The organism is Hymenobacter negativus (assembly GCF_016056375.1).
Lineage (GTDB): Bacteria > Bacteroidota > Bacteroidia > Cytophagales > Hymenobacteraceae > Hymenobacter > Hymenobacter negativus_A.
The window spans coordinates 25,051-41,220 of record NZ_JAEDAE010000001.1; the positions used below are offsets into that span (position 1 = coordinate 25,051).

Consider the following 16,170-nt stretch of genomic DNA (forward strand, 5'->3'; position numbering starts at 1 on the left):
GCAGGTACCTACGCAAAGCTGCCCGCCAGGGCCGTAATTTGCCGTCCCACCTACCTGCATTCCCCATGCCGCACCCTGCCCCCTACACCCTCCTCATTCAGCACGCCGCGCAGGTGCTCACGCTGGCCGGCGGCCCAACCGACCGCCCCCTGGCCGGCCCCGCCCTCAGCGCCTGGACGATAATCGAGCGCGGATACGTGGCCTGCGTGGGCGATAAAATTGTGGCCGTTGGCCCGATGGACGAGCTGGACCTCTCGCATATCGGCCCCGAAACCCGCCTCGTGGACGCCACCGGCTGCGTGGTGATGCCCGGCCTGGTGGAATGCCACACGCACCTGGTGTTCGGGGGCAACCGCGCCCACGAGTTCGAGCGCAAGCTGCGCGGCGAAAGCTACCTCGACATTCTGGCCAGCGGCGGCGGCATTCTAAGCACCGTGCGCGCCACCCGCGCCGCCTCGGAGGAAGAATTGCTGGCCAATGCCCTGCACCATCTCGACGGCTTCCGGCGCTATGGCGTGACCACCGTGGAGGCCAAAAGCGGCTACGGCCTCGACCGCGACACCGAACTGCGGCTGGTGCGCGTGGCCCGCCAGGCCGGCCGCCAGCAGCCCGTGCGGGTGGTGCCCACCTTCTTGGGCGCGCACGTGGTGCCGCCCGAATTCAAGGAGGCCGGCCCGCAGGCCTACGTCGATTTCATTTTGCGCGAAGTGCTGTCGGACCTGAAAGGAGAGGCGGCGTTTGTGGATATTTTCTGTGAGCAGGGCGCGTTTCCGCTCGAAGTGGCGCGCTATTACCTGGAGCAGGCCCACCACATGGGCTTCGGCCTGAAAATCCACGCCGAGCAGTTGCACGACCTCGGCGGGTGCGAGATGGCGGCCGCCTTAGGCGCGGTGAGTGTAGACCATTGCGACTACCTTACGCCGGCCGGCGCCGCTTGCATTGCGCAGCATACCCAGGGGCAAACCGTGGCCGTGCTGCTGCCGCTGGTGCCCCTGTTCCTCCGGCAGGCACAGTATGCGCCCGGCCGCGATTTCATCGAAAAAGGGTTGCCCGTGGCCCTGAGCACCGATTTCAACCCCGGCTCGTGTCCCAGTAAAAACCTCTGGCTGGCCTTGTCGGTGGCCTGCCTCAAAATGGGCTTCACGCCCAAGGAAGCCGTGGCCGCCGCTACCCTTAACGCCGCCTGGGCCATTGGCCACCAGCACGACTGCGGCAGCCTGACCCCCGGCAAGCGCGCCGACGTGCTGGTGCTGAACGTGGGCAGCGTGGCCGAAATCCCGTACTGGCTGGGCGAAAACCCGGTGCGCGACGTGATAATCGGCGGAGAATAGCTGGAAGGCCTTTCAAAAGCAAAAAGGCCAGTCCGAAGCTTCGGACTGACCTTTTTTTGTGGAAAAGGAAGGAAAAAAAGCGTTTATAATTGGCGGATGCGCCGAATGATTTCGGCAGCGCTGAGGGCTTCCAGCGTGGGCGTGACCGTAGTGCCGGCGGCCGTGGTCAGGCGCTGGGTGCCGTAGTAGAGCAGGCCTTCGCGCTCCTGCAGCACAATGGCGATGACGTCGGCCCCGTAGGGCAGGTAGCTGCTCCAGGTAGTGGGCGCGGCACTGGAAGCATAGCCGCGGGCCAGCCCGTTGTAGCCCACCGGGCGGAAATACACGCGCGTACCGGTAGTAGTGCTGGTGAAGGGCACCGTGACCCCGATGGGCCCGGAACTGTTGGCCGAGTAAGCGTGCCAGAACTGGTCGAGGTTCCAGAGGCTGAGCGAATCGAGCGGGAGAGAGGTGTTGTAGTAACTGGCAGTAGTGGCCGGCCCGGTAGTGGTGGTGACCTGGATGGCCCGACCGGTCGAATCGGCTCGCAGCTGCCAGGCCGACGAATCAGAGATGGTGCCGGCCACGCTGGGGGCCGCTGCGGGTTGCTGCCAGAGCAGCATGGGCGTGGTATCGAGGCCGGCCGGGGGCACGGGCGAGGTGAGCTTGAGCACCTGCCGCCCCGCCCCGTTGGCCGACCACCCCGGGTATAGCCGCAGTCGCGTGCTGCCCTGCCAGACCTGAATGTCAAATTCACCGCCGGAAATTAACACTTGGCGCGATGAGGCTGCCGTGGTGGGCAGGTTGGCCAGCACCATGTCGGGCACCGAGTATATCTCGCGCACCCGCAGCTGGGCCTGGCCCGTGGCCAGCTGGCGGTTGGGTAGGATGAAGACATTGGCCCCGAAGGCCAGCGTGGCTCCGGCCCTAGTCGAGAAGGTCTGCGCCTTGTTCAGGTCGAAGGTGAATGTTTGAACGGCTGGCGCGGTGGCCCGCAAATCGGCGAAGGTGGCCGGCGCCACTGCCGGGGCGCACTCCACTACGTCGTCGTCTTTGTGGCAAGCGGCCAGCAGGGCCGCGCCCAGGCATAAACACACAAAATGTTTCATAGAAATCAGGAAGGAAATGTGGTTGGAAAGTTCCCACTGGTCGCGGGGCTTTCGGCTGCTGGCCAGCCAGCCGGAAGCCCTGCGCCGAGACATTAGGGCAGATTGAATGATACCCCCAGCAGCGCCGCGCCGCCAAATAAATGGCGTTGGTAGTAAGGCGTGTAATTAGCCAGAGGCGTGAACAGGTAAGTGGCCGTGGGCTGAGCCAGCAGCTCCCAGCGCTCGGAGAGGCGGTAGCGGGCCTCGGCCCCCATGCTGGCCCCCAGGCTGTAGCGTCGGTAGGGGCTGCCCGAAAAGCCCCAGGTCTGGCTCTGGCAGGCGCAGGCGCTGCCTTCGGTGCTGCTGCCGCCCACGTACACGGCGGCTTCGGCCCCGGCCAGCAGGCCCACGCGCCAGCGCCCCGAGAGCGTCCAGCCGTAACCTACCCGCACCGGCACCGTCACAAACCGGTAGGTGTCGCGCCGATGAATGCCGGTGGAATCAGGGGTTGGGCTATTGGCGACCGCGCTGGTGGTGCTATACACCTGCTGCAGGGCCAGGGCGCTGGCATATTCGGCGTAGCCCAGGCCCGCGCTCAGGCTCCAGTGCCCGCCCAGGGTGCGCCGCACGGCTACCTGCACCGCGCTGCCCAGCGCCGGCCGTTCCAGCGTGGCCACCGGTGTGGCGGTGTTATTATTTGGAATATAAACTATTGTTGGCGGAGATGTTACAGATGCGGCTAGATTAGCTGCCGTGTTCAGGTTGCGGTAAGTGATGGCTGGGCCGGCCACCACCTGCACCGCCCAGCGCGACGCGAGGGGCAACGGTAGGGGACTGGGCACCACGGCCACCGGCTGCGGGGCAGGTAGCCCTAGCCCCGCGCCGAACTGCACAGCGACCAACCGGGCAGATAGCAAGTCCTGAGCTGCGCGTTGGCTACGGACTTCCATCGGGCGGGCACGGCTGATTGCGGCGGTTGCCGGGGCGAGTTGCCGAGTGGGCTGGTCGGCAATGGGTGATGTGTAGGACTGCGGCTGCTCTGAAGAAGGGGTAGCTGCGGCCGCCAGCGCGGCAGCTGACTGGTCCTTATGCTGAGTTAGCCGCTTTTTCGAGGCAGCCCGCCCTTGCGAGGACTTGGTGATTGTTGCCATTGAAGCATTGCGGCCCGTCCGCAATGCGCCGGATTGAGCCACTGCCGGGTTAGTAGTTTCGGGCAAATGGTGTGTGACACTTGCCACCGAACCCGCCTGCTTGCGCGGTGCTCGCGCTTGCCCGCGAGCGGCTTGTGGCGAAGAATGATTCCAGCGGGCACTATTTGCTGCCAGCTCTTTAACAGCGGACGACGCTGCTACGCTGCGAACCGGCTGGCCGGTAGTGCCCACGGAAGCCCCCCGAGCTGCTGAAGCAGCAACTGCGGCTTTCGCTGCGGCAGAAACCGCTGCGCCAGCCGGAACTGAGGTAGCCACCGCCGCTGGTGTCTTTTGGGGGCCTTTTGTCGCAATCGAGCCAGGCGAAACTACCGGCGAAATCACCTGACCCGCAGTCGGTCCGGCGGCCGCATCGGCAGTTGGCCGTGGCGTGGTAGCCGGCGAAACTGGCAGCGTATTCAGCGCCAGCCTCTGCGGGTTTGTGCGGCTGGTAGCAGTGGCGTTCTGTGAGCTGACGCCACTAGTCCGGGCGGCGTTGTCTGATGAATTATAGGAAGCATTCTGGCGGGTTCTCGAAGCAGTAATAGTCGACTGTTTGGCGCCCCACCAATGCCAGCTTGCGGCCAGGGCCACCACCGACAGCGTCATCAACAACAGCCACGCTGCCGGCACCCGCCGTCGGCGCTTTCGGAGCTGCGGCGCGGCCACGGGCGGCGGCAGCTGCGACCGAATACCGGCCCACAGCTGCGCCGGCGGCTCCTGGCCGTAGTCGGCCAGGCGGTCGCGCAGGGCATCGTACAAGTCGTCGGGTTTGCGGTCGGTCATGGCAATTGGGGGTGATGGTGGGCCGCCAGGCGGGTTTCGAGCAGCCGGCGGGCCCGCGCCAGCTGCGATTTGGATGTGCCTTCGGCGATGCCTAGCAGCTCGCCGATTTCCTGGTGCGAGTAGCCCTCCACGGCGTAGAGGTTAAGCACCGTGCGGTAGCCGGGCGGCAGGGTGGCCAGCAGGGCCAGCAAGTCGTCGGCGGCCAGGTGGTCCAGGGCCGAGGGCTCGGCGGTGGGCAGGTCGCCGGCCAGCTCATCCAATGCGTCTCCGGCGGGGCCGGGGTGGCGCAGGCGGTGCTGCTCCAGGGCGTGCAGCGAGGTGGTGACGGCAATGCGCCGCGCCCAGGCCTCGAACGGCCCCTGCCCCCGGAACTGGTCGAGACGGGTGAAGATTTTGACGAAGGTGTTTTGCAGGGCGTCTTCGGCTTCAGCCCGGTTGGGGCAGTAGCGCAGGCACACGCCCATCAGGGCATAGGAAAGTTTCTGATAGAGTTGGTACTGCGCCGCCGATTCGCCCCGCCGGCACGCAGCCAGCAGCGCCTCATCAACCAGGGTAATGGGTGGCGGCATGCAGTGGAAAGTAGGAGTGAAGGCCAGCGGTACCTGCCGCCTTATATCCCCCTGACCGGCCAGTGCCGGCCGGGGTTGCGTGGCCCGCAAAAGATTTTAAAAATAATTCGCCATCGCGCCCCACGCCGTATTCTTGCCAAAAGAATTCCGCGCTCACCGCCATATCCGCCAGAACCCGCCATGCGCTACTTCCACGTCGATGCCTTTGCCCAAACGCCCTTCGCCGGCAACCCCGCCGGCGTGTGCCCGCTCGAAGCCCCGCTGCCCGCCGCCCTCATGCAGCAAATCGCGGCCGAAAACCACTTAGCCGAAACCGCCTTCTTCGTACCCCGCCCCGGCGCCCCGGCCGAGTTCGACCTGCGCTGGTTCACGCCGGCCGTCGAAATCGACCTCTGCGGCCACGCCACGCTGGCATCGGCCCACGTCCTGTTCACGCACCTCGGCTTTGCGGGCCCGCAAGTCACCTTCCACAGCCAGAGCGGCCCTCTGCGCGTAACCCGCGAAGCCGACGGCCGCCTCACCCTCGATTTCCCCTCGCGCCCGCCGCAGGAATTACCCGTCCACCCCACCGGCCTCACCGATGCCCTCGGGGCCACGCCGCTGCGGGTGCTGGCCGCCCGCGACCTGCTGGCCGTGTTCAGCTCCGAAGCCGAAGTGCACGCCCTAAAGCCGGATTTCGCCCGCATCGCGGCTCTGGAGTACGTGGGCGTCATCGCCACCGCGCCCGGCTCGGATGGCATCGATTTCGTGTCGCGGTTTTTTGCGCCCCGCGTGGGCGTGCCCGAAGACCCCGTCACCGGCTCGGCCCACAGCATCCTCATTCCCTTCTGGGCCGAAAAGCTGAGCAAAACCGAGCTGCGCGCCCGCCAGATTTCCCCCCGCAGCGGCGACCTCTGGTGCCGCCTGCGCGGCGATAGGGTGGATATCAGCGGTTACGCCGTGACGTATTCGGCGGGGGAGTTGCTGGTGGGATTGGACAGCTAATAATTCATTACGCAAATTGCTCCAATACCGCAGAAACAAAAACAATACGTATTACACTTCTCAAATTAGAAACGATGACTATGGATTTAGAAAAAATATTAAGACAGTATGTGTCTGATATTGTATCAGTAGTAAATATTATGAAAGAAGAAGGGTTTAGAAGAAACCCCATTGAGACTTGGCAACAAACCTTATATAAAAACGGGGAAATTGCGGGGGCTAACTTAAAATACGATTTCCATGGAATGGGTTGTTGGGTAAAATGGCGTGGAAGGGTTATTGATTTTGATTTTAGAGGTGACGTGGCCAATACAATATTTGGTATTGATGCATGGTTTGCAGCATACTATTTGCAAAGCATGAAGCTAGAAGGCTATAGTGATTTTGGTTTTTGCCATATACAGATTCTGAATACCATTGAAAAGTTGAATCAAGAGGGAGAATTAGTACAAAAGGAAAATGTGTACTTCTATCTTCAGGATTACAATAAATTAGAAGAGTTAGAAAATTTGATAGACTGAATGGATAACAGCGCTGTAATGCAGATTTGAAATCCGGGGTATGTAAACTTAGGGTTTGTGTTTCTAAAACAAGTCTATTCCAGCTGATGCTTTTAGACTTAAAGCGGGTAAATAACTTTGATTCACTTCGCCTACGATTTCGCCGGCGCCTTCTTCTTGCCCGTACTAGCCCCCAGACGCTCCGGGTTCTCGGCCAGAAACTTGCCCCAGCTTTTGCCGCCGCTGGCGGTTACGTTGTTGCCTTTCATGTAGTGGTGGCACAGGGCCACGGCCAGGGCGTCGGTGGCATCCAGAAAGGTGCTGGCTTCGGCAATGGGCGGCAGCTTGAGGGTCTGGCGCAGCATGTGGGCCACCTGCTCCTTGGTGGCCGAGCCTGAGCCGGTGACGGACTGCTTCACCTTGGTGGGGGCGTACTCCACGTAGGGAATCTGGCGGGAGAGGGCGGCCGCGATGGCAACGCCCTGCGCCCGGCCCAGCTTGAGCATGCTCTGCACGTTGACGCCGAAAAACGGGGCCTCGATGGCCAGCTCGTCGGGCAGGTACTCGTCGATGAGCTCCAGCATGCGGTCGAAAATCCGCTTTAGCTTTACGGCGTGATTCGAGCCCAGGGACTTCATATTGATAACGTCGTAGCACAGCACGTCCACGCGCTGGCCGCGCACCTCAATCAGGGCGTAGCCCATAATCTGGGTGCCAGGGTCGACGCCCATGATGATTTTGGGCAGCAAATCCGGGGCGGGAGCGGGGCGGGGGCGAAGGGGAGCGGGCATCTCTTACAAAGTTACGCCCCCGGGCAGGGCGAAGCGCCCGCCCCGGCCGATTCTTCGGCGGCAGCTGCTGCCGCCGCGTCGCGCCCGGGCCGGGGCAAAGGTCCGGACGAGCCCGAAAACCGCCGCGCCCGACAGTGGAAACGCATCGTGTTCTGGGGCAAAATCGGGGTCACACTGCTCACGCTGGGGCTGCTGTATAATTCCATTTTCGCCGCGCCCGATACGGCGGCGGCTTGGCGGCATTTGCTCAGTACCACGCTCAGCGGAGCGGGGCGCGGTCCTGTCCTGCTGGCCCTGGCCCTGGTGCCCGCCAACTGGGGCCTGGAGGCTTGGAAGTGGTACCGCCTGGCCCGGCACCTGGAGCCCGTTACGTTCGGGCGCAGCTTCCGGGCGGTGCTGGTGGGCCTCACGCTGGGCTTCGCCACCCCCAACCGCGTGGGCGATTACGCGGGCCGCATTATCGAGCTCAAAAGCCGCCGCGTGAGTGCGCTGGGGGCGGTGTTTCTGGGGCGCTACTGCCAGCTGGTGGCTACGGTGCTGGCGGGCGTGGCGGGCCTGCTGTACTTCCTGCTGAAATTTTACCTGAAGGGCTACCCGGCCGCCGGGCTGGGCGTGGCGGCCTCGGCGGTGCTGCTGAGCGGGCTGGTGCTGGTGCCGCTGTACCGGTCGCGGCTGCTGCTGGCGGCGCTGGGCGTGTGGCGGCCGTTGCGGCGGTTTCGGCCGGCGCTGGCCATTATGCCCACGTATCCGGCCACGGCGCTGCACGCGGTACTGGCCATTTCGGGGCTGCGCTATGCGGTGTTTTGCGCGCAGTTTATGCTGCTGCTGGCGGCGTATGGCGTGGGCGGGCCGCTGGGGCCGGGGCTGGCCGCCGTGGCGGGCACGTTCTTTTTGAAGTCGCTGGTGCCTTCGCTCAACGCGCTGGCCGATGTGGGGGTGCGGGAGCTGTCGGCCACGCACCTGTTTGGGCTGCTGGGGCAGCCGGCGCTGCCGGTGCTCTCGGCCAGTTTGAGCTTGTGGGTCATCAATATTGCCCTGCCCAGCGCGGCGGGCCTGCTGCTGGTGCCCGGCCTGCGGGTGCTGCGCGAGAAGCGCGCCGGGAAATGATGGCGGCGGTAGGAATTAGCCTGCTGGTGCTGCCCGCGCTTTATGCGGCGCTGATGGCGTGGCTGCGCGGCGGCTGGGTTAGGAATGAGGCATTCAGCGTGGAACGTGAGAAATCAGGGAAGAATGATTTCCCGGGTCTCATTCCCGATGCGGAATCAATTCCGCTATTCTCCGTCCTCATCGCCGCCCGCAACGAGGCCGACAACCTCCCGCAACTCCTGCGCGACCTCGCCGCCCAAACCCTGCCGGCCACCTGCTTTGAAGTCCTCATTGCCGACGACCATTCCACCGATGCCACCGCCGCTCTAGTAACGGCCGCTGCTCAGGAAAACGCTTTCGCGCTGTGCCTCATCAAGCTGCCCGCCGCCCAGACCGGCAAGAAAGCGGCCCTGCTCACGGCCCTGCACGCGGCCCGCGCCCCCTGGCTGGTGTGCACCGATGCTGACTGCCGCCTCGGTCCCGGCTGGCTGGCGGCCTACGCGACCATGCTACACCGGCAGCCACAGGCCAACTTCATCAGCGGCCCGGTGCTGCTCACGGGGCCTGATAATTGGTTTATGACCCTCATGGGGCTGGAATTTGCCGGCCTGGTGGGCGTGGGCGCGGCTTGCCTGGCCCGTCGGCAGCCCACCATGTGCAACGGCGCCAACCTGGCCTACCGCCGCGCCGCCTTCGAGGCCGTGGGCGGATTTGCGGATAACGCGCACCTCGCCAGCGGCGACGACGAGTTTCTGCTCCATAAAATCCACGCGGCCTTTCCCGGCACGGCGCATTTCCTGACCGATGCGGCGGCCATTGCCCGCACGGCTGCGCCATCCTCGTTGCGGGCGCTGCTGCGGCAGCGGGTGCGCTGGGCCAGCAAGTGGCGGCACTACCAAAGCGCGGCTTCGCGCAATCTGGCGCTGTTAGTGCTGGGCGCCAATGTGGCCCTGGCCGCCGGCGCCCTGGCGCTGCTGTGGCGGCCCGGCCTCTGGCCCTGGGTGGCGGCGGCGTGGCTGCTCAAGTTGGGCGGCGATGCGTGGCTGCTGGGTCCGGTGCTGCGATTTTTGGGGCGGCGGAAGTGGCTGTGGGGGCTGCTGCCGCTGCAACTGCTGTATGCGCCGTATGCGCTGGCGGTGGGAGCGGCCGGTTGGCGCGGTGGCTACGAGTGGAAGGGGCGGGCGGTGCGGTAATGGTTTAGGAGAAACAAAATCCACGACCTGTTAGCACGATTAGGTATGGCTATAAGATTTACAATACACAAAAATTAATCATTGCCTAGTAATGCCGATAATATATCATCTTTTAATGTAAAAGTTCTGGTAGTTTGTTCGTAATCGTAATAGACAGGATTAGCATCAAATCCCCACTTTCCTGGAATGCCCGTTGTAGAATTTATTCTTTGCCCTTGCACGCACCAAGTTGGTTTTGAGTCAATACTATTGAATAAACCATCAGCTATGTTGCTGTAGAAATAGGTAATTACGGTCACTTCACCTTCAATAGTCTTCTCCCCTCTAACCACTTTTACCTTATCTCCAATTTTTAAAGGAGATATTTCTATGGCTATTTCTTGCAACTTTAGTTCAAGCTGTTTAAGAGTATTATGATGTTGGGTTTTTAACGACCTTAGTTCGTCAAACAATATATCGGCTTTTGTCATGTACTTGTTTTTTGAAGGTGAAAAAAGGTGAAAAGAATAGGTTTTACTGCTTTTTTCGATGCCTGTACTGCATTTGCGTAAACGAATCCAATATAACAGTTTTAGTGAAAATTCCAGATGCAATAAAAGGAATGAGTAGCAGATTTTCTCAATGAATAGCTGTAAGCCTCTCGCCGCCGGGCTTACATTTGCTCAAATCCCAGCCCGCCGTTTCTTCCTCGTGACTGACCCCGAATTCGACCTGCTCGACGAACTGTACTTCGTCACCCCGTTCCGCACGCTGCTTCAGAAAACCGGCCTGCCCGCCGCCGAGCTTGAAGACCAGCTCCGCACCTTGCTGGAGCAGGGCCTCATCCGCAGCTACTGGCCCGACCCCGACACCGAGTTGGCCTACGAAACCACGTCCTTTGGTGCCATTGCCCGCGATGCCTCTTACCTGGCCTCAAAGGAAGGCCTGCTGCAACACAACACCCGCTAACGGTGGCGACGACGGCAGTATCGGCAGCCCCCACCACTGCGGCGGCCGCCCGGCCGCCCGGCTACTACGTGCGCCAGCGCCTGTGGCAAAACCGCCCCGCCGTGGCCGGGCTGGCCTTTATTGCCCTGTGTACGCTGGTGGCGCTGCTGGGCTACTGGGTGCTGCCCGACAACTCGCCCAACGCCAACCACGGCTTCGTCCAGGTTCAGAAAGAAGGCCCCGGCTTGCGCGTACTGCTGCTGCGCCAGCCCCTGCCCGATTCGGCCCGCACCGGCCTGGCCCCGGCCAATATCTTCAGCACCTGGCTGCGCGGCCGCGAGCCCGAAGCGCAGGAAACGCCCATCGGCGGCTATCAGTTTTCCGGCGATTCCATCATCCTCAAGCCCTTGGGCCAGCACTCAGCCGAGGCGGGCCGGCCCCGGCGGCTGGCGCTGGCGGCTGTGACGGGCCACCTCGGCCCGGCCGCCGAATTGCAGCGCGAAATCGAAGCCAGCCACCTCGTAACCCGCACATATGCCCTGGGCACCGACAAAGCCGGCCGCGACGAGCTGAGCCGGCTGCTGCTGGGCACACGCATCTCGCTGGGCATCGGGCTGGTAGCCGTGCTGATTTCGGTGGTGCTGGGCATGGCCGTGGGCGCGGTGGCCGGCTACTTCGGCGGCTGGGTCGATTCTGTGCTGCTGGGCCTGATGACCGTGGTGTGGAGCATTCCCGGCATCATGCTGGTTATTGCCATTTCGCTGGCGCTGGACAGCAAGGGCGTGTGGGTCAGCTTCGTAGCCGTGGGCCTTACCATGTGGGTCGATGTGGCGCGCGTGGTGCGCGGGCAGATGCTCAGCCTGCGTTCGGCCACCTTCGTGGAGGCCGGGCGGGTGCTGGGGCTGCCCACACCGCGGCTCATTGCGCGGCACCTGTTGCCCAACATGCGCGGGCCACTTATCGTGCTGGCCACCAGCAATTTTGCTTCGGCTATTCTGCTCGAAGCGGGCCTGAGTTTTCTGGGCCTCGGGGTGCAGCCGCCCGCGCCCAGCTGGGGCCTGATGGTGAAGGAAGGCTACGATTTGCTGGGTACCGAGGCGGGCCTGTGGCTCACACTGCTCCCCGGCACAGCCATTTCGCTGCTCGTGCTCAGCTTCAACCTGCTTGGCAATGGTCTGCGCGACGCTTACGACCCCAAAACGCCCGTGGCGGTGTAAGTTTGTGGTCCCGCGCCCGCATTTCCGGCGTATTGCTTACCTTGCTGCATGCCTGCTGTCGCTCCCAATTCTCCCACTGAACCACTGGCAAATGCTGCCGCCGAGCTTGCTGCGCGCGATGAGCAGCTTAAGCAGATGCGTCGCCAGCTGCAGCTCAAACAGTTCGAGCTGGATACGGTGCTGGGCGTGGCCCATGACATGACGGCCCGCGACCACTCCGTAGACGAGCTCTACCACATGCTGCGCCTTACCCTGCAGGGCCAGCGCAACGTGGTGCAGCTGGTATTGTTTGCTCATGAGGACAATCATTTTAGGGCCCGCCTCGCGCTGGGCTGCGACCTGGCCACGGCCGAAAAGCTGGTGCTTTCGCCCGCGCTGATTGATGGGGAAATAAAAGAGCCGCACTCGGTGGAAGACCTGCTGCTGGGGCCGGCCTGGGACCGGTACGAGCTGGTGCTGCCCATTCTGCGGCAGCGCCAGGTGGTGGCCTATGTTTTTGTGGGTGGCCTGCGCACCGATTTCGACCGCCAGCAGCTCATTCCCTTCCTTACCTCGCTGGCCAACACGCTGATGGGGGCCGTGGAAAACCGCCGCCTGCAGGCCCAGCGCGTGGCCGATGCTGCCGTGCGCAAGGAAATCGAAATTGCTCAGGAGGTGCAGGCCATGCTCTTCCCACGTAAGCTGCCCAATGATGCCGACCTGGCCATCGAGCGCAGCTACGTGCCGCATACCGAAATCGGAGGCGACTATTACGATGTAGTCGAAATTGACGCCGACCGCCTGCTGTTGTGCGTGGCCGACGTGAGCGGCAAAGGCGTGCCGGCCTCTCTGCTCATGTCGAACTTCCAGGCCGGCCTGCGCACGCTGCTGCGCCAGGGCGTGCCACTGGCCACCATCGTGCCCGAACTCAACCACCTGCTATTTCGCAACTCGGGTGGGGAGAAGTTCATCACCGCCTTTCTGGGCATCTACGACCGCCGCACGCGCCGCCTGCAATACGTGAATGCCGGCCACAACGACCCGCTGCTGCTGGCCGATAACGGCACCGTGACCACGCTCAAAGACGGTACCGTGATGCTGGGCATCATGGAAGAACTGCCGCTGCTGCGGGTGGGCGAAATTGAAATCCCCAGCCATTCGCTGCTGCTGCTCTACACCGACGGCCTCACCGAAGTATTCGACGCCGAAAACAATGAGTTTGGTGAAGAAGGCGTGCTGGCCGTGCTGCACCGCAGCCGCTACCTGCCGCTGCCCAAATTGCATCAGGAACTGTTGCGCAGCATCAACGCCTACAGCGCCCACAACGCGCAGTTTGCCGATGACGTGACGATTCTCAGCTGTCGGTTTAAGTAGTACACCATGGTGCCTGCTTTGCTGATTGCCGAAATCAACCAACGGCTGACCACGGCCTTCGATGAACTCAACAATTGGTTTGCGGCCCCGGCCTTCCTGCGGAACTACCACCCGGCTAACGGTGGCTGGAGCATTGACGAGATTCTCGAACACGTTGCCCTAACCAACCATTTCCTGCTTATCCTAATCGAAAAAGGGGCAGTGAAAGCGCTTAAAAATGCTCAAGGGCTGGACCTGACCACAGAACTGGCCGCTCGCCAGTCGGCGCGTGCACGCCTTGACGAGATTAGCCAGCCGGGGGCCTTTACTTGGATGCGGCCCGACCATATGGCACCGCAAGGGCTGAAAACGGGCACAGAAATAGCCGCTACGCTTCGGAAACAATTGACGCAGTGCCAGGCCGTGCTGGCCCGTCTGCCCAACGGCGAAGGTGTGCTATACCGCACCACGATGACCGTGAATGACCTGGGCAAAATGGACGTGTATGATTTCGTCTACTTTCTGGCTAAGCATGCCGAACGACACCTCGCCCAAATTGCGAAAGTGGCAGCTGAGTGCAGCGCGATAGGCTAAGCTTTCGTCACTGGTGCTTCCGCACCATCTTCCAGCCACGACTGCGCCCGCACCAAGAGGGCCAGGCAGATGAAGAATATCGGCCCAATCTTATCCACTTCAATCAGCTCATTGAGCGTGAGGTGGAAGATGATGACAACCAGCGACATCGACGCAGCCAGCACCACGCGGCGCACTTCCGGCTGTGCGCGGGAGCGGTGGTAGAGGTTTTCGGCGAATAGGAGGGACGTGGCTATCAGCGTGATAAACAGCAGAAACCCCGGAATTCCCTGTTCGGCCAGCTGGAGCAGGAAGTAGTTATGCGTGGTCGATTTTTCGGGGTTGTCGCTCACGTAGGTGCGGAAGCTCTTCACCGTGTAGCGCTTGTACTCGGGGTAGAAAGTGGCCGCGCCGCTGCCGGTGATGGGCTTGTCGCCAATCATGCGAGCTGCGGCCACCCAGCGGTACACCCGCTCCATGCCCGACACATCCTGCAATTTGTAGGTGGCTTCGAGATGCTTTTCGAAATTCTGGCCGTTGAAGACGGTGCGCTCATAGTTAGGCGCGAATTCCATGTATCGGTCGCCGGTTACCACGTAGGTCACACCCAGCGTAACGCCCACGGCCACGGCCAGCAGCAGCACCCGCGTGAGTCGCAGGCGCATCACCAGGTAGAAAAGTCCCGCGATGGGCAACGACAGGATGGACGCGCGGGTGTAGGAAGTGAGCAGGCCAAACAGCACGACGCCCAGCCCTATGCGCCACGCCAGCCGGACACCGCCCCGGCTCGTGGCCTGAATGGCAAACCAGGCAAACGGCACCAGCAGCGCCAGCATGGCGGCATAGATAACGTGGTTGCGAAAAAACGGGTGTAGCGCCCAGTTAATTTCAGCAAAGCTGAAGCCCTTGGTGGCGTGGCGGCTGGCCACGTAGAGCACGCTCAAGGCGGCCCCGGCCACATACACCGCTGCAAAGCGCCAAGTGTCGTTGGGCCGCTGCACAACAAGCAGTGTGCCCAGCAGGAAGGGCACGATGTACCACACCTTGGCCAGCAAATATTTGAAGGACTTGAGGGTATCAACCGAAAACAGCAGGTCGACGCCCGTCCACAGCAGCATCAGGGCCAGAACGACCAGCAACGGGTTTAGCAGCTCGCGGCGCGGGATGTGGCCCACGCCCAGCATCAGGGCGCCCAGCACGCAGGCCGTGAGCACCAGCATCAGCGGCTCGGAGGGCACGTCCATGCTCAAGCCGCCAAACAGGCCGATTTCCTGCGAAAAAGGCAGTACGAAAAACAGCAGGTAGTAGACCCAGCGCCATTCGACGAGGGCCACCAGCACGCCCACGGCCAGCAGCGCCGGTAGAAACAGCGCCGGCATCTCGGCCAGGGCCGCTGCTGCGCCACCGGCCAGCAACAATCCCACAAACCCCATAAAAAGAAGCTGGGGCGTATCGAAAGACCTCCAGAGCCGGCCCAGCCGCTGGTTCACGGACGGGTTCACGCCGGGCGCACGGCCCCGGGCCGGTTGTAGCGGTACAGCTCGAGCAGCGCTATGAACACCACCGACAGCGCGAAGGTGAGCAGCATGGAACCCAGCACAATGAGCGAGCGCACCGGCTTGAATTTCTTGGTGGCCGGGTAGGCCTTCTGCACCAGGTACACGCTCGAAAGCCGGCCCTTGATGCTCAGCTCAGCCGTTTCGAAAGCCGAGCGGGCGGCGATAAGGCGGCCCTGCAGGTCGGCCACGCGGGTCGTGAACATGGCCAGCGAGTCGGCGCCCGCCACGTAGCTTTCCAGGTTGATGAGGTTGCCGCCGTCGGCGCGGGTCAGGCCGCGGAGGCTGCGCTTGAGGCCGGCCACGTCGCCGCCGCTGGCTTCGGCCTTGCGCAGAGCCGCTTCGGTTTCGATAAGCTGCTTCACCATATAGCGGCCCTGCATTTCAAGGCCGAAGATGCCGTAGCGGTGGCGGGCACCCACCAGCTCACGGCGGCTGCGCTCGTAGCTGGTGCTCAGGTAGTCGTAGCGCTGGCGGTAGAGGTTGAGGACGGTGCGGCGGTTCTCCAGCGTCAACTGCTGGTTCACCGAGTCGATGGCGTGGACCAGGGCATTGGCCACGGCCGCAGCCAGCTTCTTGTCTTTGTCCATGAACGTCAGCTCGATGGCGTCGCGCTCGTTGTGCACGATGCTCAGGTTGTTGCTGAACTCGCTTAGTACGAAGTTGTCAACGGCATCATCGCCCGGTTCGCCGGCCTTATAGTGCTTGTACAGATTGAACTGCTTAATAATTATCTCGGCCACCGGTTGCGATTCGCCGATGGTGATGACGCGGTCCAAGTCTTCGGCCCGGCCGCCAAGCTCCAGCTTGCTGCCCGACTGACTGCCCGGCTCCAGCAAGCGGTCGGGGTCGGCCGTTTGCGGGTTGGTGGGGATGAAGATGGCCGTGGAGCGGTACACGTTGGGCAGCAGCAGCGCCACAACGATGCTCACAACGGCTGCCAGCGCCACGGCGCCGGCCACGAAATATTTCCAGCGGTTGATAATGGGCCCCAGGCCCACCAGCGAGAAAGAAGGTGCGGACATACAGAAAGGAAAACCGCTGGCTCCGCCTGCAAAAATTAGTTGGGCA

At 62.6% G+C, this 16,170-nt stretch carries 17 protein-coding genes; 9 read left to right on the forward strand and 8 right to left on the reverse strand.

The annotated features are described in order from the left end of the window. Positions 1–65 precede the first annotated feature (65 nt). A complete protein-coding gene (gene hutI / locus I7X13_RS00130; protein WP_198073896.1) occupies positions 66–1,331 on the forward strand; it encodes an imidazolonepropionase in 1,266 nt (421 codons plus the stop codon). A gap of 83 nt (positions 1,332–1,414) precedes the next feature. Here hutI and I7X13_RS00135 read toward each other — a convergent pair whose 3' ends face one another. From I7X13_RS00135 to I7X13_RS00145, 3 genes are all read right to left on the reverse strand, one after another. Further along, a complete protein-coding gene (locus I7X13_RS00135; protein WP_198073897.1) occupies positions 1,415–2,419 on the reverse strand; it encodes a hypothetical protein in 1,005 nt (334 codons plus the stop codon). A gap of 92 nt (positions 2,420–2,511) precedes the next feature. Continuing rightward, a complete protein-coding gene (locus I7X13_RS00140) occupies positions 2,512–4,371 on the reverse strand; it encodes a hypothetical protein (RefSeq protein WP_198073898.1) in 1,860 nt (619 codons plus the stop codon). Then, positions 4,368–4,940, reverse strand: a complete 573-nt coding sequence (locus tag I7X13_RS00145) for an RNA polymerase sigma factor (RefSeq protein WP_198070146.1) — start codon at positions 4,938–4,940, stop codon at positions 4,368–4,370. Before I7X13_RS00145 ends, I7X13_RS00140 begins: the two co-directional genes overlap by 4 nt. 180 nt (positions 4,941–5,120) lie before the next feature. On the opposite strand from I7X13_RS00145, the gene I7X13_RS00150 reads away from it, so the two are divergent. Both I7X13_RS00150 and I7X13_RS00155 read left to right on the forward strand, forming a co-directional pair. Further along, complete coding sequence (locus I7X13_RS00150; RefSeq protein ID WP_198073899.1) at positions 5,121–5,924, forward strand: PhzF family phenazine biosynthesis protein; 804 nt, start codon at positions 5,121–5,123, stop codon at positions 5,922–5,924. A gap of 74 nt (positions 5,925–5,998) precedes the next feature. Beyond that, positions 5,999–6,445, forward strand: coding sequence for a DUF6896 domain-containing protein (locus I7X13_RS00155; protein WP_198073900.1), 447 nt, complete (start codon positions 5,999–6,001; stop codon positions 6,443–6,445). Positions 6,446–6,576: 131 nt separating this feature from the next. Here the strand turns inward: I7X13_RS00155 and ruvC are convergent, their stop codons facing one another. Together ruvC and I7X13_RS21695 are read right to left on the reverse strand one after the other, a co-directional pair. Beyond that, positions 6,577–7,215, reverse strand: coding sequence for a crossover junction endodeoxyribonuclease RuvC (ruvC, locus tag I7X13_RS00160; RefSeq protein WP_198073901.1), 639 nt, complete (start codon positions 7,213–7,215; stop codon positions 6,577–6,579). Positions 7,216–7,226: 11 nt separating this feature from the next. Next, a complete protein-coding gene (locus I7X13_RS21695; RefSeq protein ID WP_262894992.1) occupies positions 7,227–7,361 on the reverse strand; it encodes a hypothetical protein in 135 nt (44 codons plus the stop codon). A 1-nt stretch (position 7,362) separates the two neighbouring features. Between I7X13_RS21695 and I7X13_RS00165 the strand changes: the two genes are divergently transcribed. Then, positions 7,363–8,322, forward strand: coding sequence for a lysylphosphatidylglycerol synthase domain-containing protein (locus tag I7X13_RS00165; protein ID WP_198073902.1), 960 nt, complete (start codon positions 7,363–7,365; stop codon positions 8,320–8,322). Beyond that, positions 8,319–9,494 (forward strand): glycosyltransferase, encoded by a 1,176-nt coding sequence (locus tag I7X13_RS00170; protein ID WP_213018997.1) that lies wholly within the window; start codon positions 8,319–8,321, stop codon positions 9,492–9,494. The genes I7X13_RS00165 and I7X13_RS00170 overlap by 4 nt, the downstream gene beginning before the upstream one ends. Before the next feature lie 74 nt (positions 9,495–9,568). Here the strand turns inward: I7X13_RS00170 and I7X13_RS00175 are convergent, their stop codons facing one another. Continuing rightward, entirely contained in the window at positions 9,569–9,964 is a 396-nt protein-coding gene (locus I7X13_RS00175) for a hypothetical protein (RefSeq protein ID WP_198073904.1), read from the reverse strand. A 220-nt stretch (positions 9,965–10,184) separates the two neighbouring features. Here I7X13_RS00175 and I7X13_RS00180 point away from each other — a divergent pair, with 220 nt between their 5' ends. The 4 genes from I7X13_RS00180 to I7X13_RS00195 are packed head-to-tail and all read left to right on the forward strand — an operon-like array spanning position 10,185 to position 13,564. After that, a complete protein-coding gene (locus I7X13_RS00180; RefSeq protein ID WP_198070155.1) occupies positions 10,185–10,442 on the forward strand; it encodes a hypothetical protein in 258 nt (85 codons plus the stop codon). Positions 10,443–10,444: 2 nt separating this feature from the next. Continuing rightward, positions 10,445–11,638, forward strand: coding sequence for an ABC transporter permease (locus I7X13_RS00185; RefSeq protein WP_317191508.1), 1,194 nt, complete (start codon positions 10,445–10,447; stop codon positions 11,636–11,638). A gap of 48 nt (positions 11,639–11,686) precedes the next feature. After that, the gene (locus tag I7X13_RS00190) at positions 11,687–12,991 is read left to right on the forward strand and encodes a PP2C family protein-serine/threonine phosphatase (RefSeq protein ID WP_211532112.1); all 1,305 of its coding nucleotides are present in this window, start codon (positions 11,687–11,689) and stop codon (positions 12,989–12,991) included. 18 nt (positions 12,992–13,009) lie between these two features. Further along, complete coding sequence (locus tag I7X13_RS00195; protein ID WP_198073905.1) at positions 13,010–13,564, forward strand: DinB family protein; 555 nt, start codon at positions 13,010–13,012, stop codon at positions 13,562–13,564. Here I7X13_RS00195 and I7X13_RS21840 read toward each other — a convergent pair. Continuing rightward, on the reverse strand, positions 13,561–15,033 hold the full coding sequence (locus tag I7X13_RS21840) for an O-antigen ligase family protein (RefSeq protein WP_198073906.1): 1,473 nt from the start codon (positions 15,031–15,033) through the stop codon (positions 13,561–13,563). The genes I7X13_RS00195 and I7X13_RS21840 overlap by 4 nt on opposite strands. Positions 15,034–15,041: 8 nt before the next feature. Then, entirely contained in the window at positions 15,042–16,124 is a 1,083-nt protein-coding gene (locus I7X13_RS00205; protein WP_198073907.1) for a GumC domain-containing protein, read from the reverse strand. Between the last annotated feature and the right edge of the window lie 46 nt (positions 16,125–16,170).

Coding starts and splice junctions, on each gene's coding strand:
- hutI (WP_198073896.1), top strand. CDS start 66: ATGCCGCACCCTGCCCCCTACACCCTCCTCATTCAGCACGCCGCGCAG.
- I7X13_RS00135 (WP_198073897.1), bottom strand. CDS start 2,419: ATGAAACATTTTGTGTGTTTATGCCTGGGCGCGGCCCTGCTGGCCGCT.
- I7X13_RS00140 (WP_198073898.1), bottom strand. CDS start 4,371: ATGACCGACCGCAAACCCGACGACTTGTACGATGCCCTGCGCGACCGC.
- I7X13_RS00145 (WP_198070146.1), bottom strand. CDS start 4,940: ATGCCGCCACCCATTACCCTGGTTGATGAGGCGCTGCTGGCTGCGTGC.
- I7X13_RS00150 (WP_198073899.1), top strand. CDS start 5,121: ATGCGCTACTTCCACGTCGATGCCTTTGCCCAAACGCCCTTCGCCGGC.
- I7X13_RS00155 (WP_198073900.1), top strand. CDS start 5,999: ATGACTATGGATTTAGAAAAAATATTAAGACAGTATGTGTCTGATATT.
- ruvC (WP_198073901.1), bottom strand. CDS start 7,215: ATGCCCGCTCCCCTTCGCCCCCGCCCCGCTCCCGCCCCGGATTTGCTG.
- I7X13_RS21695 (WP_262894992.1), bottom strand. CDS start 7,361: ATGCGTTTCCACTGTCGGGCGCGGCGGTTTTCGGGCTCGTCCGGACCT.
- I7X13_RS00170 (WP_213018997.1), top strand. CDS start 8,319: ATGATGGCGGCGGTAGGAATTAGCCTGCTGGTGCTGCCCGCGCTTTAT.
- I7X13_RS00175 (WP_198073904.1), bottom strand. CDS start 9,964: ATGACAAAAGCCGATATATTGTTTGACGAACTAAGGTCGTTAAAAACC.
- I7X13_RS00190 (WP_211532112.1), top strand. CDS start 11,687: ATGCCTGCTGTCGCTCCCAATTCTCCCACTGAACCACTGGCAAATGCT.
- I7X13_RS00205 (WP_198073907.1), bottom strand. CDS start 16,124: ATGTCCGCACCTTCTTTCTCGCTGGTGGGCCTGGGGCCCATTATCAAC.